This window comes from Paracoccus sp. KR1-242 (genome assembly GCF_049446195.1).
GTDB classification, from domain to species: domain Bacteria; phylum Pseudomonadota; class Alphaproteobacteria; order Rhodobacterales; family Rhodobacteraceae; genus Paracoccus; species Paracoccus broussonetiae.
Window position 1 is genome coordinate 60601 of sequence record NZ_JBMSED010000011.1, and the last position, 20968, is coordinate 81568.

The 20968-nt window shown below is 60.2% G+C and carries 17 protein-coding genes; 10 read left to right on the top strand and 7 right to left on the bottom strand.

The features are described 5' to 3' along the window. Positions 1–74 precede the first annotated feature (74 nt). Positions 75–1130 (top strand): heat-inducible transcriptional repressor HrcA, encoded by a 1056-nt coding sequence (gene hrcA / locus ACO2Q4_RS16640; RefSeq protein WP_395134374.1) that lies wholly within the window; start codon positions 75–77, stop codon positions 1128–1130. Positions 1131–1135: 5 nt separating this feature from the next. Then, entirely contained in the window at positions 1136–1687 is a 552-nt protein-coding gene (locus tag ACO2Q4_RS16645; protein WP_395134373.1) for a nucleotide exchange factor GrpE, read from the top strand. Between the two features lie 99 nt (positions 1688–1786). On the opposite strand, the gene ACO2Q4_RS16650 is transcribed toward ACO2Q4_RS16645, so the two are convergent. The 7 genes from ACO2Q4_RS16650 to ACO2Q4_RS16680 form a co-directional block, all read right to left on the bottom strand. Continuing rightward, a complete protein-coding gene (locus tag ACO2Q4_RS16650) occupies positions 1787–2659 on the bottom strand; it encodes a ParB/RepB/Spo0J family partition protein (RefSeq protein WP_395134372.1) in 873 nt (290 codons plus the stop codon). Between the two features lie 10 nt (positions 2660–2669). Beyond that, complete coding sequence (locus ACO2Q4_RS16655; RefSeq protein WP_311759823.1) at positions 2670–3446, bottom strand: ParA family protein; 777 nt, start codon at positions 3444–3446, stop codon at positions 2670–2672. Further along, on the bottom strand, positions 3439–4020 hold the full coding sequence (rsmG, locus tag ACO2Q4_RS16660) for a 16S rRNA (guanine(527)-N(7))-methyltransferase RsmG (RefSeq protein ID WP_423320688.1): 582 nt from the start codon (positions 4018–4020) through the stop codon (positions 3439–3441). Before rsmG ends, ACO2Q4_RS16655 begins: the two co-directional genes overlap by 8 nt. Then, positions 4020–5924 (bottom strand): tRNA uridine-5-carboxymethylaminomethyl(34) synthesis enzyme MnmG, encoded by a 1905-nt coding sequence (gene mnmG, locus ACO2Q4_RS16665; RefSeq protein ID WP_423320690.1) that lies wholly within the window; start codon positions 5922–5924, stop codon positions 4020–4022. The genes rsmG and mnmG overlap by 1 nt, the downstream gene beginning before the upstream one ends. After that, positions 5890–7149: a tRNA uridine-5-carboxymethylaminomethyl(34) synthesis GTPase MnmE gene (mnmE, locus tag ACO2Q4_RS16670; RefSeq protein ID WP_423320692.1), complete on the bottom strand. Its 1260-nt coding sequence runs from the start codon at positions 7147–7149 to the stop codon at positions 5890–5892. The genes mnmG and mnmE overlap by 35 nt, the downstream gene beginning before the upstream one ends. Before the next feature lie 16 nt (positions 7150–7165). Beyond that, positions 7166–8437, bottom strand: coding sequence for a transcription termination factor Rho (gene rho, locus ACO2Q4_RS16675; protein ID WP_311759827.1), 1272 nt, complete (start codon positions 8435–8437; stop codon positions 7166–7168). A 120-nt stretch (positions 8438–8557) separates the two neighbouring features. Next, the gene (locus ACO2Q4_RS16680) at positions 8558–9007 is read right to left on the bottom strand and encodes a CopD family protein (protein WP_423320694.1); all 450 of its coding nucleotides are present in this window, start codon (positions 9005–9007) and stop codon (positions 8558–8560) included. A gap of 548 nt (positions 9008–9555) precedes the next feature. On the opposite strand from ACO2Q4_RS16680, the gene ACO2Q4_RS16685 reads away from it, so the two are divergent. The 8 genes from ACO2Q4_RS16685 to selB all read left to right on the top strand — a co-directional run bounded on the left by ACO2Q4_RS16685 (position 9556) and on the right by selB (position 20966). Further along, positions 9556–10797, top strand: a complete 1242-nt coding sequence (locus ACO2Q4_RS16685; RefSeq protein ID WP_423320696.1) for an aromatic ring-hydroxylating oxygenase subunit alpha — start codon at positions 9556–9558, stop codon at positions 10795–10797. Then, the gene (locus ACO2Q4_RS16690) at positions 10797–11873 is read left to right on the top strand and encodes a 2Fe-2S iron-sulfur cluster-binding protein (protein ID WP_395134365.1); all 1077 of its coding nucleotides are present in this window, start codon (positions 10797–10799) and stop codon (positions 11871–11873) included. Before ACO2Q4_RS16685 ends, ACO2Q4_RS16690 begins: the two co-directional genes overlap by 1 nt. A 142-nt stretch (positions 11874–12015) precedes the next feature. After that, complete coding sequence (gene fdnG / locus ACO2Q4_RS16695) at positions 12016–15099, top strand: formate dehydrogenase-N subunit alpha (protein ID WP_423320698.1); 3084 nt, start codon at positions 12016–12018, stop codon at positions 15097–15099. Beyond that, positions 15096–16085, top strand: coding sequence for a formate dehydrogenase subunit beta (gene fdxH, locus ACO2Q4_RS16700; RefSeq protein WP_311759832.1), 990 nt, complete (start codon positions 15096–15098; stop codon positions 16083–16085). Before fdnG ends, fdxH begins: the two co-directional genes overlap by 4 nt. Further along, positions 16085–16771, top strand: a complete 687-nt coding sequence (locus ACO2Q4_RS16705; RefSeq protein WP_311759833.1) for a formate dehydrogenase subunit gamma — start codon at positions 16085–16087, stop codon at positions 16769–16771. The genes fdxH and ACO2Q4_RS16705 overlap by 1 nt, the downstream gene beginning before the upstream one ends. Positions 16772–16798: 27 nt before the next feature. Further along, complete coding sequence (gene fdhE / locus ACO2Q4_RS16710) at positions 16799–17707, top strand: formate dehydrogenase accessory protein FdhE (protein ID WP_311759834.1); 909 nt, start codon at positions 16799–16801, stop codon at positions 17705–17707. Further along, a complete protein-coding gene (gene selA, locus ACO2Q4_RS16715; RefSeq protein WP_311759835.1) occupies positions 17707–19044 on the top strand; it encodes an L-seryl-tRNA(Sec) selenium transferase in 1338 nt (445 codons plus the stop codon). The genes fdhE and selA overlap by 1 nt, the downstream gene beginning before the upstream one ends. Then, on the top strand, positions 19041–20966 hold the full coding sequence (gene selB / locus ACO2Q4_RS16720) for a selenocysteine-specific translation elongation factor (RefSeq protein ID WP_423320701.1): 1926 nt from the start codon (positions 19041–19043) through the stop codon (positions 20964–20966). The genes selA and selB overlap by 4 nt, the downstream gene beginning before the upstream one ends. Positions 20967–20968 lie beyond the last annotated feature (2 nt).

The following is a 20968-nucleotide window of genomic DNA, read 5'->3' on the forward strand; positions in this document are numbered from 1 at the left end:
TCGGGGGTTTTGCTGTTCAAATACAGGTCGGCCCCCCCGGACCGCAACCCCGCGAACGACCAAGCACATGTGCCATGCCTGAAACCGCCTTGCTTTCCGACCTGAACGACCGCTCGCGCGAGGTGTTTCGCCGCGTCGTCGAATCCTATCTGGCCACCGGCGAGCCCGTCGGCTCTCGGACACTGACTCGCGACATGAGCGAGCGTGTCAGCGCAGCCACGATCCGCAACGTGATGCAGGATCTTGAGCATCTGGGGCTTTTGGACCATCCACATGTCTCGGCCGGGAGAATGCCGACGCAGTTGGGCCTTCGGCTTTTCGTTGATGGACTGATGGAGGCTGGACCCGTCTCGACCACCGACCGCGAGATGATCGAAGAGACGCTCGGCAATGAAAGCGGCGATACCGGGGCCATGCTGGACCGCGTCAGCACCGCCCTGTCGACCCTGACACACGGCGCGTCGCTGGTGTTGATGCCGAAGCAGGAAGCCCCTGTCCGCCATATCGAATTCGTAAGCCTTGCGCCCGATCGTGCGCTGGTGGTGCTGGTCTTTGCAGACGGGCGGGTAGAGAACCGGGTGTTCTCTCCGCCAAAGGGGCATACCGCGAGTTCCATGCGCGAGGCCGCGAACTTCCTGAACGCGGTCGCCGAGGGGCGCACACTGGCCGATCTGCGTCACGGAATATCGCAGGAGATCAAGGCCAGCCGCCAGCAACTGGATCAGGTCGCTGCCGAGCTGATCTCGTCTGGTCTTGCGATGTGGAATGACGACGGCCCCGATCCGCGCCTGATCGTGCGCGGGCGTGGCAATCTGCTGGCCCATGAGCTTGCCGACCTGGACCTGATCAGGACGCTTTTCGACGACCTGGAGCGCAAGCGCGACATCGCCGAATTCCTTGAGCTGGCCGAGCACGGCGAGGGTGTCAGGATTTTCATCGGTTCCGAGAACAAGCTTTTTTCACTTTCCGGTTCATCTCTGGTCGTTTCACCCTATATGAATGCCGACCGAAAGATCGTTGGCGCGGTCGGCGTGATCGGCCCCACCCGGCTGAACTACGGACGCATCGTGCCGATTGTGGATTACACTGCGCAGCTCGTCGGCCGGATCATCTCCGGCCGGAAAGGATGAAGGACATGACGAACGAGTACCCGAATGGAAGCCCCCTTGACGATGAGGACTTTGCCGAACCTCTGCCGGAGGACACGGAAGGCGCCTCGCCCGAGATCGAGGCGCTGATCGCCGAACGCGACGGCCTGCGGGACAAGTTCATGCGCGCCCTTGCGGATGCCGAAAACGCCCGCAAGCGCGCAGACAAGGAACGCCGCGAGGCCGAACAGTATGGCGGCACGCGCCTGGCCCGTGACTTGCTGCCGGTCCATGACGCCCTGTCGCGGGCGCTGGAAACCGTCAACGATGACCAGCGCGCCGCATCTGCCGCGCTTATCGAGGGTGTCGAACTGACCTTGCGTGAGCTTGGCAATGTCTTTGCCAAGCACGGTATCGTCGTCATCAAACCGGAAATCGGTGACAAGTTCGACCCACAGCATCACGAGGCGATGTTCGAGGCCCCGGTCCCGGGCACGATCGCCGGAAACATCATCCAGGTCATGGGCAACGGCTTCATGCTGCATGATCGTCTGCTGCGACCTGCCAAGGTTGGCGTCAGCTCAACCCCCGCAAACTGATTTCAGTAACAGACTAGATCAAGTGAAAACCCCGGGATGTTATCCCGGGGTTTCTACATATGGAAATATTTTGTACGCAATATACCAGATATTGATTTATCAATTACCGAGAGCTTGGCAAAGCTTGTCCAACTGATCCAGATCCTTGTAGCTGACAACGAGTTGCCCGCCCTCTTGTCCGGAGTGATTGATCTGGACCTTCATCTTCAGGTGGGCCGAAAGATCGCTCTCCAGCGCACGTGTATCAGCGTCCTTCTCGGGTCGACGACTGACGGGTTTCTGCTTCGCTGCCTCAACCTGACGGCGAACCAATTCCTCTGTTTCACGCACAGAAAGGTTCTTCTCGATAACCTTTCGCGCCAACTCCACTGCATTTGGCACGGTGATCAATGCGCGCGCGTGTCCTGCGGTAAGCTTGCCTTCCTTCAACCAAGTTTGCACTTGCTCCGGCAGGTTGAGAAGTCTCAGCAGGTTGGCGATGTGACTGCGACTCTTGTTCAGAGCCTCCGCCACCTTTTCCTGCGTATGACCAAAACGATCCATCAACTGGCGATAGGACGCGGCCTCCTCGATCGCGTTCAGATCCGACCGCTGAATGTTCTCGACAATAGCAATTTCAAGAACTTCTGTGTCGGTCAGTTCACGAACGATCACGGGAACGTCATGAAGTTGCGCCAGTTGCGCAGCCCGCCAACGGCGCTCACCCGCAACGATCTGATAGAGGCCACGGTCACTGGGATGTGGCCGCACGATCAAAGGCTGCAGCATTCCGCGCTGACGCAGCGAGTCCGCCAGTTCTTGTAGTGCCTCTTGTGCAAAGCTGCGCCGCGGCTGGTCTGGGTTGGGGGTGATCTGTTCGACGGGTAGAAGTTGTCGCGGCATTGGTCTTTCGGAAGGGATCAAGTCTACATCGGCCATCAGCGCCGACAGTCCGCGCCCCAGCCCTCTTTTCTCAAGCTTGTTCTCTGACACGGGCTCCTCCTCAGGCTGTCGCATATTGTCTGGACAAGAATTCCTTGGCCAACTCGCGATAGGCTAGACTACCCTTAGAGTTGGAATCGTAATGCAGGACCGGCATCGCATGCGACGGCGCCTCGGACAGGCGAACATTGCGCGGGATTACCGTATTGTAGACCAACCCGGACAGCGTATTCCGCGCGTCAGCCTCGACCTGTTGCGAAAGATTGTTTCGATTATCGGACATCGTCAGCAACACGCCTTCGATCCGTAGGTCTGGGTTCGCAGTTTGCCGTACCTCTCTGACGGTCATCAGCAACTGGGACAGCCCCTCAAGCGCATAGAACTCGGCCTGCAATGGAACGAGAACACTTCCTGCCCCAACCATTGCGTTCACAGTAAGCAGACCAAGAGCCGGCGGGCAATCGATAAGCAAATACTCAAATTCTGATGTGCTGGGAAGCTTGCGACGAAGAAGTTGGGTTCGGCCCTGGCGATTGGACATTTCAAGGTCGACCGAGGCGAGGTCCCGACTTGAAGGAACAAGACTGAGATTGTCCACTTTGGTCGGGATGACGCACTCAGCCAAACTAGTCTCGGCCATCAACAGGTCATAGGTTGTCCGATCGCGCTCCTCGGGTGGAATACCAAGCCCCGTTGACGCATTACCTTGCGAATCCAAATCTATAACTGCAACCCGATGTCCCGCCTCGGCTAATGCCGCCGCAAGATTCACCGCAGTGGTCGTCTTTCCAACCCCACCCTTCTGGTTGGCAATGGCAATGACGCGTGTTTCAGGCATAGCGGATATCCGTTAGTTCCAAAATTGCAGCACCGGGATGAGTATGGCTTTCATGAGCATTAAGTTGAAAGCTCCATATCTTGCGGGCCTCTTCTACCTCGGACTGCCAATTGCCCCCCTTCATAAGCCATGCCCGCCCCCTGGGATCAAGATGTCTATGAACATATGACATCAGGAGAGGAAGTGGAGCAAGCGCCCGCGCACTGATATTGCTAGAAAAGAGCGGATGGGCGCTCTCGATGCGCTCGGAAATGATCTGCACGTTGGTAAGGCCTAATTCTCGCGCTACCGTGCGAAGAAAGCTTCCCTTACGCTTATCACTTTCCAGAAGGGTCACTGGTAGATCTGGGCGGCGAATTGCCAAAACTATCCCCGGAAGGCCCCCTCCGCTGCCCATGTCAAGCCATGGGCCCCTAGCCTTGGCTGATATGTTCACCAACTGCAAGCAATCGGCAATATGGCGATTTTCCACCTGGTCCAGTGTCGATGGTGCGACAAGATTGATTACGGGGTTCCACTTGCGAATGAGGGCCGCATACTTCTCGAGCGGATCTGTTTCACGTGAAACAGTCATTAAACTGCACGACGCCGGTCTGAACGCAATACTGCCAAGACAAGCGTCAGCGCGGCTGGAGTCATTCCCTCAATTGCCGATGCTGCAGCAAGATTGATTGGCCGTGCCCGCTTCAGCTTATCCTTCAGCTCATTGGACAACCCGGAAAGTGCATCATAGTCAAAATCCGTGGGAATGCCCACAGCCTCTTCTTTACGCAACAGCTGGGCATCGCGTTCTTGGCGATCGGTGTACTGCTGATAGAGCGCATCAGTCCCTAGTTGATCCAATATGGATCCGTCGACTTGCGCGAGTTCAGTGTCCAAGGAAAGCACCACTTCACGCCCAATTTCCTGCTGCCCGAGCAGCGAAAAAAGGCTGCGCCTGCTCCCATCCTGCCGCACATCCAAGCCAAGTCGCCGAAGTTCATGGGAGGTAAACTGGCGGTCTTCCGCGACCCTACGCGCGGCTCTATAACGCCCCATTTTGAAATCAAAACTTTCCCGCCGGTCCGAGCCCACGCAACCAATCTCAATTCCAACCGGTGTAAGCCTTTGATCTGCATTATCGGCCCGAAGAGACAGCCGAAATTCCGCGCGCGACGTAAACATGCGGTAGGGCTCACTGACACCTCGGGTTACAAGATCGTCAATCATCACACCGATATAGCTTTGTGATCTGCTGAAATGTACGGGTTCTCGCCCTTGAGAGCAAAGCGCGGCTCCGAGGCCTGCAACAAGGCCTTGTGCAGCTGCCTCTTCATATCCTGTGGTGCCGTTAATCTGACCTGCCAGGAAAAGACCAGGCATGGCCTTGACTTCTAAAGAAGAGCTCAGCGCCCGGGGATCGACATAGTCATACTCTACAGCATAACCAGGCTGGACGATTGCGGCCTCTTCCAGGCCTCGGATCGATCTTACATATTCATACTGCACCTCCTCGGGCAACGAGGTTGAGATGCCATTAGGATATATCAAATCGGAATCGAGACCCTCGGGTTCAAGGAATATCTGATGCGAATTTTTCTCCGCAAATCGCACCACTTTATCTTCGATTGAAGGACAATATCTCGGTCCGACACCGTCGATGCGTCCGCCGTACATGGCTGATAGACCCAAGTTATCGCGGATAGCCTTGTGTGTACGCTCATTAGTATATGTGATCGCGCAGCTGACCTGCCTCGCGGTGGGCCGCTCGCTCAAATACGAGAACATTACGGGGCAGTCGTCACCCGGCTGCTGTTCAAGCGAATCCCAGTCGATACTTGATCTCAGAATCCTCGGAGGTGTCCCGGTTTTCAGTCTACCGAGGGGCAGGCCCAAGGGGCGAAGAGAAGCGGCAAGGGAAACTGACGCATCAGAACCCCAACGCCCTGCAGTCCGCGTCTCCTCACCAATATGAATCAGTCCGTTAAGAAATGTTCCCGTTGTGAGAATGATCTGGGAACACACCAGTTCACGGCCATCCGCCAGCCTAATCCCCTCAACCCGATCCATCGCATGTACGATCTGGGATACCTCTCCCAAGACAATCTCGAGATTTGGTTGCAGTAGCGCCAATTGTCTTGCAGTGCGCCGATATATGTTTCGATCCGCTTGGGCCCTCGGCCCTTGAACCGCCGGGCCCTTCCGTCGGTTCAGCAACCGAAACTGAATCCCTGCCTCATCAGCGATTCGGCCCATCACGCCATCCAGTGCGTCCACTTCACGCACTAGATGCCCCTTCCCCAACCCTCCGATGGCAGGGTTGCAAGACATTGTGCCTAGATCGTCCTCGCGCAATGTCACTAGCGCCGTCGCGACACCCATACGCGCAGCCGCCATTGCGGCCTCAAGACCAGCATGTCCGCCGCCAACAACAATCACATCGAACTGTTTCACGTGAAACACCCTATTTTCCGATGCAGAACGAGGAAAAGATCTCATCCAGATAATCCTCCGCCCCGACTCGCCCAACCATTGAAGCCAACCCAAGAGCTGCGGCTCTCAACGCTTCGGCCAAGAATTCCGGCTCACTTCTAGCGCTGATGTCTAGTGCGTCGCGCGCGCGCTCCAGTGCTTCCGCTTGGCGCCGATGGCCTACCAGACCGGAATCGGCTGCTTTAATTCTTAGGCTATCGTAAACCAGATCAAGAAGCTCTGCGACTCCTTCGCCTGTCTTGGAGGAAATTGAAATTCCGTTGCCAGAACCCAGGTCGGCCTTGGACCTGACAACAAAATCTCCATCCACAAGCAGGGTCGACACATCCGGACTTTCGGATAGGTGTATCCTAAGATCCGCTTGCTCCGCGCGCTCCGTCGCACGCTTGACACCCATCGCTTCTACCGGATCCGCGCTCTCCCGCAATCCAGCCGTATCCAGAAACGTCACTGGCAGGCCCCGCAGGTCCGTACGCAGTTCAAGAATGTCACGTGTCGTACCGGCAATATCCGACACAAGCGCGAACTCTCGTTGAGCTATCCGATTGAGAAGGCTGGATTTCCCGGCATTTGGTGGGCCGATTATCGCTACTTCATATCCTTGCCGAAGACGCTCGGTGGCTGGGTAGGCCTTTAACATCATCGAGATATCATGGCGCACAGAATCGATAAGCGAATAGACCTCGGCCGGGACCTCTTCAGGTACTTCTTCGTCCGCAAAATCAATACTTGCCTCAACCAGTGCCCCTGCACGGATCAGCTTTGAGCGGAGTTCGTCCGCCTTTTGCCCGAGTTCGCCATCTGCGGTACGCATGGCCAATTTTCTTTGGGCTTCCGTCTCGGCAGACAAAAGGTCGGACAAGCCTTCTGCTTCTGCCAAGTCCATGCGCCCGTTCAGAAAGGCGCGCTTGCTGAACTCACCGGCATCAGCACGACGCAAACCGCGTGCCAATAAAGCTTCAGCCAAGCGGGTTGAAATGACCGGAGCACCGTGAAGATGGAATTCCGCGACTTCTTCCCCGGTAAAGCTGTGCCCCTCTGGGAACCACAGCACCAGCGCACGGTCGATAAGATCATCCCCATCGCGGACGGCGCGCAAATAGGCGCGCCGTGCTTCTGGAACGGCCCCGACCAAGGTTTGCAGGACAGCATGCGAATCCGGGCCGCTCAAGCGAACGACCGAAACGCCTCCTCGACCGGGCGGTGTGGCCTCGGCAAAGATCGTGTCCAAAACATCCTCCGGCCGGTCAGGCGTTCATCGATTCGAAGAATTCGCTGTTGCTCTTGGTCTGCTTCAGTTTCGAAAGCAGGAACTCGATGGCGTCGGTGGTGCCCATGGGGTTCAGGATCCGGCGCAGAAGATAGGTTTTTTGCAGATCGCGCGCTTCGACGAGCAGTTCCTCTTTCCGCGTCCCGGATTTCAGGATGTCCATGGCCGGGAAGACGCGCTTGTCGGCAACCTTGCGATCCAGGACGATCTCGCTGTTGCCGGTCCCCTTGAATTCTTCAAAGATGACCTCGTCCATGCGCGAGCCAGTGTCGATCAGCGCGGTCGCGATGATGGTCAGCGAACCACCGTCCTCGATGTTCCGTGCCGCACCGAAGAAGCGCTTCGGCCGCTGCAACGCGTTCGCATCGACACCACCCGTCAGGACTTTGCCCGAGCTGGGGACGACGGTGTTAAACGCCCTACCAAGTCTTGTGATCGAATCGAGAAGAATAACAACATCTCGTTTATGCTCGACCAACCGTTTGGCTTTCTCGATCACCATCTCCGAAACTGCAACGTGTCGGCTTGCGGGTTCGTCGAAAGTCGAGGAGATCACCTCGCCCTTCACCGAACGCTGCATGTCCGTGACCTCTTCGGGGCGTTCGTCGATCAGCAGGACGATCAGATAGCACTCGGGGTGATTCTTCTCGATCGAATGCGCGATGTTCTGCAAAAGGACGGTCTTGCCGGTCCGCGGCGGCGCAACGATCAGAGAACGCTGGCCCTTGCCGATCGGGGCGACCAGGTCGATGATGCGGGCCGAACGATCCTTTATCGTCGGATCCTCGATTTCCATCTTGAGCCGCTCATTCGGGTAAAGCGGGGTCAGGTTGTCAAAGGCGACCTTGTGGCGCGCCTTCTCGGGATCTTCAAAGTTGATTCGCTCGACTCGGGTCAGCGCGAAATACCGCTCATTCTCCCCCGGTGCGCGGATGACGCCTTCGACAGTGTCGCCAGTGCGCAGCGAATGCTGGCGGATCATTTCCGGGCTGACGTAGATGTCGTCCGGACCCGGCAAATAGTTCGCTTCGGTCGAACGAAGGAAGCCGAATCCATCTTGGACGACTTCAAGAACGCCGTCGCCACCGATATCCCATCCCTCTTCGGCATGTTCCTTCAGGATCGAGAACATCATCTCGCCCTTGCGCATGGTCGAGGCGTTCTCGATCTCCCACTCTTCGGCCATGGCCAGAAGGTCGGCAGGGGTTTTCGCCTTGAGATCGGCCAGGTTCAGACGTTCTTCGCTCATATCATGTCCATGGACGCGGCGGATCAGCGGATCGCGGCACGATGGTAATTGTGAATGGAAAGCGGCCGCCGGACGACGGTTGAACGCTCAGATAGGGAGAATCCTCCCTTGAGTCAATTCTCAGAACTTCAGAATGACCGACAGAACGATTACGACCATCAAGATCGTCGGCAATTCGTTCATCATCCGATAGCGCCTGCCGGTCAGTCCCTGCCCCGCCTGAAGCAGCCGACGCTGGCCTGCAAGCCACATGTGAAACCAGGTCATTGCGATCACACCGACGGCCTTGGTCCAGGGCCAGGCCATTGACCAGTCGACGATTCCCGGGGTTGCGACCAGAAGCAGCCCGGCAATCCAGGTCAGGATCATGGCAGGCCGCATTATCAGGCGCAGAAGCTTGTCTTCCATGATTGCGAGTGATGTTGCCGGCTCTGCCTCGCCGTTGCGGCCCCGCTCGGCGTGATAGACGAACAGCCTTGGAAGATAGAACAGGCCCGCCATCCACGACAGCACTGCCATGATGTGAAGGGACTTCACCCATGGGTAGGACAGGGCAAGCAGATCGGTCATGGGATCACCTCCGGACGAGTGCTCCTCTCTCTTAAATAGTCGTAAAGATAAAGAAGGATGATGTAGTTATTGGGCCTGTGGATGACTGGAAATCAGTGTTTCACGCCCGAAATCCCCAAAATCTATGATTGGGGAAAACTGAAACGTAAACGTTTGATTAACAATTTTATCATTTAAAAACAGATAATTAGGTAAAGACAGCCTGTGGATAAATTTGTGAAAAGTTGATTCACTCACAGGCTGTGGAGAAGGCGCGGGAAGTTCTCGACATGTGGAGAACCTGGCCTGGTTCCCGATGCGTTCGGGGCTGGCATCCACAGGCTCTATTTGTCCGAATTGATTCCCACAGATTCGCCCATCTGAGTCGCACCCGATTCCTCCACAGGGTTATTCCCACAGGTTTCAGGCCGTCTGACGGCAAGTGGCGGTCACGTGTCACGCAACGTCAGAATTCGTCGTCGGGATGTCGCATTTGGTGGATTGCGGCGACGTGATCCGGTGCAAATCTCGCGTGAAGGACGCCCTCTCCAGCCACCGGAAACCCAGCCATGCTGAACAATGCCGAAATTCTGTCCCAGCTTGCCAGCCGTCCGGGAAATTACTCCCTGACCCGCGACCTTTACTGCGATCAGGGGGCCTTCCAGGCGGACCTTGAGCAGATCTGGTACAAGGAATGGCTTTTCGCCATTCCGTCCTGCGAAATCCCTAAGACCGGCAACTACGCGACACTTCAGGTCGGCGCTTATCCGGTCCTGATCGTGCGAGGCGGCGACGGCAAGGTCCGCGCCTTCCACAACGTCTGCCGTCATCGTGGACAGCGGCTGTGCTCTAAAGCCACGGGCTCGACCGCGAAGCTTGTCTGCCCCTATCACCAGTGGACTTACGAACTGGACGGCAAGCTGCTTTACGCCCGTGACATGGGCGATGACTTCGATGCCTCGAAATTCGGATTGAAGACCGTTCATTGCGTCGATCTGAACGGCATGGTCTTCATCTGCCTGGCACAGGTGCCCCCGGCGATCGGCGAGCTTGCGAAAAGCTTGGTTCCCTATCTTGCGCCGTCAGGCCTGCTGGCCGATGCCAAGGTCGCCCATTCCTCGACCATCGTGGAAAAGGGCAACTGGAAGCTGGTGATCGAGAACAACCGCGAATGCTATCACTGCAGCGGCTCTCACCCGTCTCTGTGCCGGACCTATTCCGACAACCCGCTGATGACGGTGATGGAAGGGCCGAATGCCGCCTCGCCGGAAATTCTCGCCCATTGGGACCGCTGCGACAAGGCTGGGATGCCCGCGCGCTTTGTCAGCCAGGCGGACATGCAATGGAGGCTGGCGCGGGTGCCGCTGCTTGACCACGCGGAAAGCTTTACCATGTCGACGAAATCGGCGGTGACGCGACTGATGGGTGGCATGCCCTGGGCCGACGCGGGCAGCCTGATGTTCTATCATTTCCCGTCCAGCTGGAACCACTTCCTGGCGGACCATGCGATCGTCTTCCGCCTGCTGCCGATCAGCCCCACTGAAACAGAGGTTACGACGAAGTGGCTGGTTCACAAGGACGCGGTCGAGGGCAAGGACTATGATCTTGAAAAGCTGACCGAGGTCTGGCTTTCCACCAATGATGAAGATCGCCGCGTGGTCGAAGAAAACCAGAACGGCATCCGGTCCCCCGCATATGAACCTGGGCCCTATTCCAAGACGCAGGAAGAAGGGGTGATCCACTTCGTCGATTGGTATGTCTCGTTGATGAAGAACCGCTTGAACCCGGCCCCGGCGATGGCGGCGGAATAATGGCGGTTCTGGTCAAGGCCTTCGGCGACCGCCCGTGGAAGGACGACGAGCCGCTGGAATGCGCAATGGTGGTGCCCGAGACGCAGGACACCGCCACCTTCACCTTCCGCGCACCGTCGGGGTCCTATTTCGACTATCAGCCGGGACAGTTCGTCACGCTGGACCTGCCGGTTCCCGGCGGGAACGTCCAGCGCACCTATACGATCAGCTCCAGCCCGTCGCGGCCCTTGTCGATCTCGATCACGGTCAAGGCTCAGCCGGGCAGCCAGGGTGGGCGCTGGATGCTGGACCACCTGCGGCCGGGGATGAAGCTGAAAGCCTTTGGCCCGGCCGGGATTTTCAGCTTTATCCGGCACGAGGCCCCGAAGTACCTGTTCATCTCGGCCGGATCGGGCGTCACGCCGCTGATGTCGATGACGACCTGGGCCTGGGACTCGGGCGAGATGCCGGACATCGTCTTTGTCCACGCGGCCCGCAGCCCCAGCGAGATCATCTTTCGCCAGCGGCTTGAGCAGATGGCGGACCGGGTGCCCGGTCTGCAACTGCGCTTCACCATCGAGGATGCGGATCCTTTCCGCACCTGGCACGGCTATCGGGGTCGTCTCAATCAGATCATGTTGGGCCTGATGGCCCCCGATTACCTTGAACGCGAGGTCTTCTGCTGCGGGCCCGAACCCTTCATGCAGGCGGTGCGCGACATGCTGGTCGCGCTTGGCTATGACATGGAGCATTATCATCAGGAAAGCTTTGGTGCTCCCGTCAGGAACGAGGCCGAGGCACCGGTTCTGGACGACGTCATCCCGGACGAGACGAACCAGGCGCAGATCACCTTTGCCAGTTCGGGAATCATCGCGAAATGCGCCGAAACCGACACTGTCCTCGGTGTCGCCAAGTCGCAGGGTCTGAACATTCCGTCGGGCTGCACCTTCGGTCTTTGCGGTACCTGCAAGATCCGCAAGATCTCGGGCGACGTGCACATGGTCCATAACGGAGGCATCACGGACGAAGATATCGAGGAAGGCTATATCCTGGCCTGTTGCTCTCATCCCATCGGGGCCGTGGCAGTCGAAGTCTGATCTCGCTCTTCTCTATTATTTTCATCTGGTTAGTGCGAAGGCCCCCGGTTTTGCCGGGGGTTTTTGCTTTGCTTGACAACTCGCTTCTCCAAGAGTCATGCTGATCCTACCTATCCATTTGACAGGCAAAATAGGAGGCACGATGAACATCGACCTCTCACGCCGTGGCTTTCTGAAGCTGGCGGGTGCGGGTGTCGCGGCAACCTCACTCGGGGCAATGGGATTTGGGGACGCGGAAGCTGCCGAACAGGCGCACGTACGCGCATTCAAGCTGGCCTCGACCACGGAAACCCGGAACACCTGCACTTATTGCTCGGTCGCCTGCGGCATCCTGATCTATTCCAAGGGCGACGTGGCGGCGGGTGAAACCGCCCAGGTCGTCCATATCGAGGGCGACGCGGATCACCCGACCAATCGCGGAACGCTTTGCCCCAAGGGCGCGGCACTGAAGGATACGGTCCTGTCGGCAACCCGGCTGACCGTTCCCCGCATCCGCCGCCCCGGCAGCGACCGGTTCGAGGAAATTGACTGGGAAGAGGCGCTGGACAAGATCGCCCGCGCGCTCAAGGACGACCGCGAGGCGAATTTCGTCCAGAACAACGATGCCGGCGTGCCGGTCAATCGCTGGGTTTCGACCGGCTTCCTGGCCGCCTCGGCCACCACGAATGAAACGGCCTGGCTGACCTACAAAGTGGTCCGGTCGCTGGGAATTGTCGGTTTCGATAACCAGGCGCGCGTTTGACACGGCCCCACGGTGTCCAGTTTGGGCCCGACCTTTGGCCGCGGAGCGATGACCAATCCATGGACCGACATCAAGAACACTGACCTCGTAATTGTCATGGGCGGCAATGCCGCCGAAGCCCATCCCTGCGGCTTCAAATGGGTGACAGAGGCCAAGGCCCATCGCGGCGCAAAGCTGATCGTCGTGGACCCCCGGTTCACGCGCACGGCCTCGGTCGCGGATTACTATGCCCCGATCCGGCCGGGATCGGACATCGCCTTCCTGATGGGCATGATCAACTGGATGATCCAGAACGACAAGGTCCAGTGGGAATACGTCAAGAACTTCACCAACGCGGCCTTCATCGTGAAGGACGAATTCGGGTGGAGCGACGGGCTTTTCACGGGCTATGATCCCGAGAAGCGCGATTATGACAAGTCGAGCTGGGATTACGTCATCGGCGATGACGGTTTCGCGCAGGTCGACATGACCCTGCAGAACCCGCGCTGCGTCTGGAACCTGCTGAAAGAGCATGTCTCACGCTATACGCCGGAACTGGTCGAACAGGTCTGTGGCACGCCCAAGGACCGCTTCCTGAAGATCGCCGAGATGATCGGGGAATGTTCGGCCCCCGACAAGGCCATGACGTCGATGTATGCGCTTGGCTGGACACAGCACTCCAAGGGGTCGCAGAACATTCGTGGCATGGCGATGCTGCAGCTGATCCTGGGCAATATCGGCGTCCGGGGCGGCGGGATGAACGCCTTGCGCGGGCATTCCAACATCCAGGGTCTGACCGATATCGGCCTGATGTCGAATCTGATCCCCGGCTACCTGAATATCCCGACCGAGAAGGAGGCCGACTGGACGACCTACATGTCCAGCCGCGCCTTCAAGCCGCTACGACCGGGCCAGACCAGTTACTGGCAGAACTATCCCAAGTTCATGGTCAGCTTCATGAAATCCATGTGGGGCGACGCGGCGACGGTCCAGAACGACTGGGCCTATCACTACCTGCCCAAGCTGGATGTCCCGACCTATGACATCCTGCGCATGTTCGAGCTGATGGACGAAGGAAAGATCACCAACTATTTCTGCCAGGGCTTCAACCCGCTGCTGTCCTTCCCCAACCGGGCGAAATTGACCTCGGCGCTGGCCAAGCTGAAGCTTCTGGTGGTCATGGATCCGCTGGAGACCGAGACCGCCCATTTCTGGGAAAACCACGGCGAATACAACGACGTGGATCCGGCCTCGATCCAGACCGAGGTGATCGAGCTTCCAACCACCAGTTTTGCCGAGGACGATGGTTCGCTGGTGAATTCGGGCCGGTGGCTGCAATGGCACTGGGCGGCATCGACCCCTCCGGGCCAGGCCAAGCGCGATACCTGGATCATGTCCCAGCTGTTCCTGCGGCTGAAGAAGCTCTACCAGGAAGAAGGCGGAACTTTCCCCGACCCGATCCTGAACCTGACCTGGGACTATGCCGATGAGAACGAGCCCACGGCCGAGGAACTGGCGAAGGAACTGAACGGCAGGGCGCTGGGGGATGTCCATGACCTGGTGGACACCGGCAAGCTATTGACCGCGAAGGGCAAGCAACTGCTGAACTTCAGTCAGTTGCGCGACGACGGTTCCACCATGTCTGCCTGCTGGATCTATGCCGGCTGCTGGACCGAGGATGGGAACAACATGGCGCGCCGGGACAATACCGATCCCGACGATACCGGCCTGTTCCTGAACTGGAGCTTCTCGTGGCCGCTGAACCGCCGGATCCTTTACAACCGGGCTTCGGCGGACATGCAGGGCAAGCCTTGGGATCCCACGCGCAAGCTGATGGAATGGAATGGCGAGAAGTGGGTGGGCTACGACATCCCCGACATCTCGCCCACCGCCAAGCCGGATGCGGTCGGTCCCTTCATCATGAACCCCGAAGGGGCATCGCGGCTGTTTACCCGCGGCCTGATGCGCGACGGGCCCTTCCCGACGCATATGGAACCCTTCGAGTCACCCATTGCGAACGTCTTCAACCCAGAAATGCGCGGCAACCCGGTGGCGCGGGTCTTCGTCAAGGACGCAGAGCAATTCGCCACCAGTGACGAGTTTCCCTTTGTGGCGACCTCTTATCGCCTGACCGAGCATTTCCACTATTGGACCAAGCACAACCGCATCAACGCGGCCCTGCAGCCCGAATTTTTCGTCGAGATCAGCGAGGAGCTGGCCGCCGAAAAGGGCATCACCAAGGGCGGCACCGTGCGGGTGTGGTCGAAGCGCGGCGAAATCACCGCCAAGGCGGTGGTGACCAAGCGCATCCGGCCGCTGCAATGCGGTGACAAGCTGGTCCATGTGGTCGGCATCCCGCTGCACTGGGGCTTCATTGGCGCCGCGCGCAAGGGGTTCGGGCCAAACAGCCTGACCCCGTTCGTGGGCGATGCGAACGTGGAAACGCCTGAATTCAAGGCGTTTCTGTGCAATATCGAACCGGCGAAGGGCGAGGTGGTGTCATGACCATGGATCCGAACCTCGACAGTCCGCGGACGGCGGTCTCGAACCCGCCGATCCAGCCGATGACCGCGAACCTGGGCGTGGGCGATGTCGTCCGCGCCTCGGCCATGCCCGACCTGCCCAAGCCCGAGCGAGAGCTGACGCCGGTCGCAAAGCTGATCGACGTATCGAAATGCATCGGCTGCAAGGCCTGCCAGTCGGCTTGCGCCGAATGGAACGACACCTCGCCCGAGATCGGCCACAATGTCGGGGTCTATGACAATCCGCATGACCTGACGCCGGACATGTTCACGCTGATGCGTTTCAGCGAGTTCGACAATCCCGAAACCGGCAATCTGGAATGGCTGATCCGCAAGGATGGCTGCATGCATTGCAGCGATCCCGGCTGCCTGAAGGCCTGCCCGGCACCGGGCGCCATCGTGCAATATTCGAACGGCATCGTGGATTTCATCCACGAGAACTGTATCGGCTGCGGCTATTGCATCACCGGTTGTCCCTTCAACATCCCGCGCGTCAGCAAGGTCGACCACAAAAGCTACAAGTGCACCCTGTGTTCCGATCGCGTGGCCGTGGGACAGGGGCCGGCCTGTGCCAAGGCCTGCCCGACCCAGGCCATCGTCTTCGGCACCAAGGAGGATATGATCGAGCACGCGAACACGCGCGTTGCCGATCTGAAATCGCGCGGCTTCGAGAATGCGGGGATCTATGATCCGGAAGGCGTCGGCGGCACCCATGTCTTCTATGTCCTGCACCACGCGGACCAGCCTTCGCTTTACGCGAACCTGCCCGAAGATCCCCGGATCTCGCCTGTGGTGCGCGGTTGGAAGGGTGTGACCAAGACCGTCGGGCTTGCCGTGATCGGCGCGGCGGCGGTCGGCTCGATCCTGCATGGCCTGTTCGCGCGTGCGAACAGCGTCTCGCAGCAGGAAGAGCAGGAGGCCGAGCACCTTGTCGAAAGCAGCCTGCCCCCCGGAAAGGAGAGTCTCTGATGGAGAAGCGGCTCTACTCCCAAAGCGGTGACCATATCGAAACCGTCGCGCCGGTTACGGTCAGCCGCTATCGCGGCTTCACTCGCGCCAATCACTGGGTGACCGCGATTTCCCTGATCGTGCTTCTGCTGTCGGGCCTCTCCCTGTTCCACCCCGCGCTTTACTTCCTGACCGGGCTGTTCGGGGGCGGCCAGGCCACGCGCTGGCTGCATCCTTTCGTGGGGATCCTGCTGTTCTTCAGCTTCTTCGTGCTGTTCGCCCAGCTTTGGAAACTGAACCTGCCCCGCCCCGAGGATCGCACCTGGGTGGCGAATATCGGCGAAGTGGTGAAAGGGCACGAGGAACGGCTGCCCGAACTCGGCAAGTACAATGCCGGGCAAAAGGGCGTCTTCTGGGCGATGTCGGGTCTGATCATCGTGCTGATCGTTTCCGGCGTGATGATCTGGGAAGAGTACTTCCCCGACCTTGTCTCGCTGCCCGTTCGACGCTGGGCGATGCTGGTTCATTCGCTGGCGGCGGTACTGATCATCCTGACCTTCATTGTCCATGTCTATGCCGCCTTCTGGACGCGGGGCACGCTGCGGGCGATGACGCGGGGCACTGTGACCGGCGGGTGGGCCTGGCGGCACCATCGCAAATGGTTGCGGGAACTGGCTGGACGTGAAGGTCGCGGTCCGGCAGAGTGACCCGGACGCAGGCCCAGTCAGGACACCATGACTTCAAGCTTGAAACCCGATCCTTCCATGATCGGCGGCGTCGCCAAGGTTCCCCTGGCGCGCCTTCCTGATCCGGAAACCCTGTTCGCAACCAGGGCGGGGCGTTTCGATTTCCTTGCCCAGCACAGTCCGAACCTCGCGCCTTACCTGAGATTCCTGGGCGACGTTTCGCGTGCGCAGGCGGCGCTGGCCCAAGAACTGCCGCGTCCCGATCCGCTGCCTCCGGCGAGGATCGAACTTGCGCGATCAAGCCGGATGCCGCCGCTGGACCGGCAGGGGATGCGTGCCGAGCTTGCCCCCGTGCTGACCGCGCTTTGCCGGAAACTGGCCGACAGTCCGATGCCCGAACCAGCGCGATTGGCCCTGCAGGCACTTCAGGATGCGCCGCCTGCGGATCTGGATTGGGTCATGGGCAATGTCCTGGCCGATGACATTCCTCCGGACGCGATCGCACCCCATATTTTCGCCGCCGCGGCCCTGCAGGTCCATGCCGCGATGCTGGCCTCGACGCTTCACGTGGAACAACTGGTAGCGATCCGAACCGGCACATGCCCTGCATGTGGCGGTCGACCGGTGGTCAGCATGGTAACGGAAAATATCGGGGCTGAAGGCGCGCGATACTGTTCCTGTGCAACCTGCCAGACCCTGTGGAACGAGGTTCGGGTGAAATGCACCTGCTGCGGTTCAACCAAGGGGATTACCTATCGCTCGGTCGAGACCGAGGAAGCGACCGTCAAGGCCGAGATCTGCCGCGAATGTTCGCATTGGGTGAAGATCCTTTACCAAAACAAGAACCCCACCCTGGAACCGGTCGCGGATGACGTCGCAAGTCTTGGGCTGGACCTGATGATGCGAGAGACGGAATGGACGCGCGGGGGCTTCAATCCGTTCATGATGGGATATTGATGTCGGATCTGCGTGCGCTGCCTTCCGTGGATCGCCTGCTTGCCGATTGCGATGCGCTGATCAGAGCCCATGGCCGGTCCGTCGTGACAGAAGCGATCCGTGCCGAGCTTGCGACGATCAGGACATCGCGGCCCGATCCCCTGCCTGACAGCCAGCGGATCCTTGGGACGGTTACGGCCAGTTTGCAGGATGCGGCGCTGTCGCGCCTGCGGCCGGTCTTGAATCTGACCGGGACCGTCCTGCACACCAATCTTGGCCGCGCCATTCTGGCCGATACCGCGGTCGAGGCCGCGACGGCCGCCATGCGCGCGCCTGCCGCGCTGGAGTTCGAACTTGACAGCGGGGGCCGAGGTGAACGCGACAGCCACCTGCGCGGACTTCTGTGCGAACTGACCGGGGCCGAGGATGCGACGGTCGTCAACAACAACGCCGCTGCCGTCCTGATCGCGCTGAACACGCTGGCCCGTGGGCGCGAGGCCATCGTCTCGCGTGGCGAGTTGATCGAGATCGGGGGCGCCTTCCGCATGCCTGCGATCATGGAACAGGCGGGCTGCCGCTTGCGCGAGGTCGGGACCACCAACCGGACCCACGCCCGTGATTACCGCGAAGCGATCGGTCCGGATACCGGGCTGCTGATGAAGGTCCACACCTCGAATTACCGGATCGAGGGGTTCACCAGCCAGGTTCCTGCCCCCGAACTGGCCGGAATCGCCCGGCAGGCCGCGCTGCCGATGCTGAACGACCTTGGCTCGGGCACGCTGGTCGATCTGTCCCGCTGGGGGATCTCGCCCGAGCCGACGGTGGCGGCCGCGATTGCCGAGGGTGCGGATGTCGTCACATTTTCGGGCGACAAGCTTTTGGGCGGTCCTCAGGCGGGGTTCATCCTGGGCAGGCGAGAGATCATTGCCGCGATCAACAGGAACCCGCTGAAGCGCGCCCTGCGCATGGACAAGATCCGCATCGCCGCGACCGAGGCGACACTGCGCCTTTACCGCGATCCCGACCGCCTGGCCGAGCGCTTGCCAACCTTGCGTCTTTTGTCCCGGTCGGAAGCCGAGATCCGGGCACAGGCGGAACGGCTGGCCCCGCTGGTTGCGGCCCGGCTTGGTTGTCGCGTGCAGGTGATCGCTTGCGCCAGCCAGATTGGCTCTGGCGCGCTGCCCACCGAGACGCTTGCCAGCGCGGGCCTGGCGCTGACGCCCTCGCCCGATGGCCTGGCCGAGCGGCTGCGCCGCCTTGCGGTTCCGATCATCGGTCGCATCCATGATGGTGCGCTGATCCTGGACCTGCGCTGCCTGCCCGAGGACAAGGCACTGCTTGACGCGCTGCCTGTATGATCGTCGGAACCGCCGGTCATATCGACCATGGCAAGACCGCGCTGGTCCGTGCGCTGACGGGTGTAGACGCCGACCGGCTGGCCGAGGAAAAGGCACGGGGGATCACCATCGACCTTGGCTTTGCCTATGCCGACCTGGGCGCGGGGACCGTCACCGGCTTTGTCGACGTTCCGGGGCATGAGAAATTCGTCCACACCATGCTGGCCGGGGCTGGCGGGATCGATCTGGCGCTGCTGGTCGTGGCGGCTGATGACGGCATCATGCCCCAGACCAGGGAGCATCTGGCAATCCTGGATCTGCTGGGCATCCGCCGCGGCGTCGTCGCGTTGACGAAATCTGATCTGACAGATGCGGCGCGGATCCAGATGCTTGCCTTGGAGATCGATGCGCTGCTGACGCCGACCGGGCTGGCGGGGGCCCCGATCATCCCCGTGTCGTCCATGTCGGGGGCGGGAATCGACGCATTGCGGCAGCGCTTGGCCGAGGCCGAGACTGCGACCACCGCCCGCGCCACCGATGCCCGATTTCGGCTGTCAATCGACCGCAGCTTCACCCTGGCGGGCGCAGGAACAGTGGTCACGGGAACCGTGCTTTCCGGTCAGGTCAGTGTCGGGGACCAGATCACCATCAGCCCCCTGGGTCTTGCCGCGCGCGTTCGGGGCATCCACGCGCAGAACCGCAAGGCAGGGCAAGGACTTGCCGGGCAGCGCTGCGCACTGAACCTTGCGGGCGACGGGGTCGCGCGCGACGCAATCTCGCGCGGGGATGTGGCGCTTGATCCCACACTTCACGCGCCGACCGACCGGATCGACGTCCTGATGCGTGTCCTGCCGTCCGAGCCGAAGCCGTTGACGACATGGTTCCCTGCCCGGCTGCATGTTGGCTCGGCCGAGCTTGGCGCCCGCATCGTGCCCCTTTCCGGAGACCTGATGCCGGGTGCCGAAGGGTTGGCGCAGATCGTGCTGGACCGGCCTTTGGCCGCGACCGTGGGCGACCGCTTCATCCTGCGCGACGTTTCGGCGCGCCGGACCATCGGCGGCGGGCAGATCGTGGATCTTCGCGCACCCGCCCGTCGCCGGGCCCGTCCCGAGCGGCTTGCCGTCCTGCATGCCATGGCCCTTCCCGACGCTGCGGCTGCGTTGGCTGCGCTTGGGCAGATTGGGCTTGTCGATATCCAGAGCTTCGCGCGGGACCGTGCCCTGTCGCCAGAACAGATCCAGACGGCGCTTTCGGCGTCGGGCCTTCAGGTGATCGCCGGGACGATGCAGGCGCTGGCTTCGGAACGCCTTGGCGCCTTGCGCGCGCAGGCGCAAAAGGTTCTGGCCGATTTCCACAACGACAATGCCGATCTGCAGGGACTGGGTCGCGAAAGGCTGCGTCTTGTGTTGGAGCCGCGCCTGCCGAAGACGGATTTCGCGGCCTTTCTGCGGGCCGAGGCCGAGGCGGGCCGGATCGCCCTTGATGGCGCCTTCCTGCGCCTGCCGGGCCACCTGCCCCGGCTTTCACCGCAGGACGAAGCCATCCTTGACACGATCCTGCCACGCCTTGAAGGGGCCGAGCGTTTCCGTCCGCCGCGTGTCCGCGACTTCGCCAGCGAGCTTGACGAGGATGAGGCAGAGCTGCGCCGCCTTCTTCGCATGGCCGCGCGTCAGGGCCGGGTCGACCAGATCGCTCATGACCATTTCTTTGCCCGCGCAACCACGGTCGAGATGGTGGGGATCATCCGTGACATTGCCAAATCCAGCGATGACGGCTGGTTCACTGCGCCCACCTTTCGCGATCAGGTGCAAAACGGGCGCAAAGTGGCGATCCAGATCCTCGACTTCTTCGACAGGCTCGGCCTAACCTTGCGGCGGGGCGATTTGCGGCGCATCAATCCGCACCGGATCGACCTGTTCACGCCGGACAGGTCGGACGGATGAGC

Excerpts from the sequence above, each read along its gene's own strand:
- hrcA (WP_395134374.1), top strand. The coding sequence starts at position 75 with ATGCCTGAAACCGCCTTGCTTTCCGACCTGAACGACCGCTCGCGCGAG.
- ACO2Q4_RS16645 (WP_395134373.1), top strand. The coding sequence starts at position 1,136 with ATGACGAACGAGTACCCGAATGGAAGCCCCCTTGACGATGAGGACTTT.
- ACO2Q4_RS16655 (WP_311759823.1), bottom strand. The coding sequence starts at position 3,446 with ATGCCTGAAACACGCGTCATTGCCATTGCCAACCAGAAGGGTGGGGTT.
- rsmG (WP_423320688.1), bottom strand. The coding sequence starts at position 4,020 with ATGACTGTTTCACGTGAAACAGATCCGCTCGAGAAGTATGCGGCCCTC.
- mnmG (WP_423320690.1), bottom strand. The coding sequence starts at position 5,924 with ATGAGATCTTTTCCTCGTTCTGCATCGGAAAATAGGGTGTTTCACGTG.
- rho (WP_311759827.1), bottom strand. The coding sequence starts at position 8,437 with ATGAGCGAAGAACGTCTGAACCTGGCCGATCTCAAGGCGAAAACCCCT.
- ACO2Q4_RS16680 (WP_423320694.1), bottom strand. The coding sequence starts at position 9,007 with ATGACCGATCTGCTTGCCCTGTCCTACCCATGGGTGAAGTCCCTTCAC.
- ACO2Q4_RS16685 (WP_423320696.1), top strand. The coding sequence starts at position 9,556 with ATGCTGAACAATGCCGAAATTCTGTCCCAGCTTGCCAGCCGTCCGGGA.
- ACO2Q4_RS16690 (WP_395134365.1), top strand. The coding sequence starts at position 10,797 with ATGGCGGTTCTGGTCAAGGCCTTCGGCGACCGCCCGTGGAAGGACGAC.
- fdxH (WP_311759832.1), top strand. The coding sequence starts at position 15,096 with ATGACCATGGATCCGAACCTCGACAGTCCGCGGACGGCGGTCTCGAAC.
- ACO2Q4_RS16705 (WP_311759833.1), top strand. The coding sequence starts at position 16,085 with ATGGAGAAGCGGCTCTACTCCCAAAGCGGTGACCATATCGAAACCGTC.
- fdhE (WP_311759834.1), top strand. The coding sequence starts at position 16,799 with ATGACTTCAAGCTTGAAACCCGATCCTTCCATGATCGGCGGCGTCGCC.
- selA (WP_311759835.1), top strand. The coding sequence starts at position 17,707 with ATGTCGGATCTGCGTGCGCTGCCTTCCGTGGATCGCCTGCTTGCCGAT.
- selB (WP_423320701.1), top strand. The coding sequence starts at position 19,041 with ATGATCGTCGGAACCGCCGGTCATATCGACCATGGCAAGACCGCGCTG.